Consider the following 299-nt stretch of genomic DNA (forward strand, 5'->3'; position numbering starts at 1 on the left):
TTTCCTTTTTTACCTTCTCCACCACATGCAGCAGCAACAAATGGTAATGAAGCGACCATAGGTATGAGTAATGATGTTAGTTTTTTTAATTTCATGATTACCTTTCATATTGTTTTGTTTCACCTATTATAAAAAAAAAAAACGAAAGGAAAATGCAAAAACGAAGCGTTTTTCGTGAGTTTCGGAGTTTAAACTAAAAAAGCGAAATTTGCGCTATTTTATACGCAAAAATCGCTTTTTTTAATTTCTTACATACCATTTTTAATAATTGTGTTTATTTCTACATTTTTTAGTTGCAG

The 299-nt window shown here is 29.1% G+C and carries 1 protein-coding gene; it reads right to left on the reverse strand.

The features are described from left to right. On the reverse strand, nt 1–95 hold a 95-nt coding region (locus tag E1I18_RS03865; protein ID WP_141483957.1), incomplete at its 3' end, for a variable surface lipoprotein. Nucleotides 96–299: the final 204 nt, after the last annotated feature.

Source organism: Mycoplasmopsis mucosicanis, assembly GCF_006546935.1.
Taxonomy (GTDB): domain Bacteria; phylum Bacillota_I; class Bacilli_A; order Mycoplasmatales; family Metamycoplasmataceae; genus Mycoplasmopsis; species Mycoplasmopsis mucosicanis.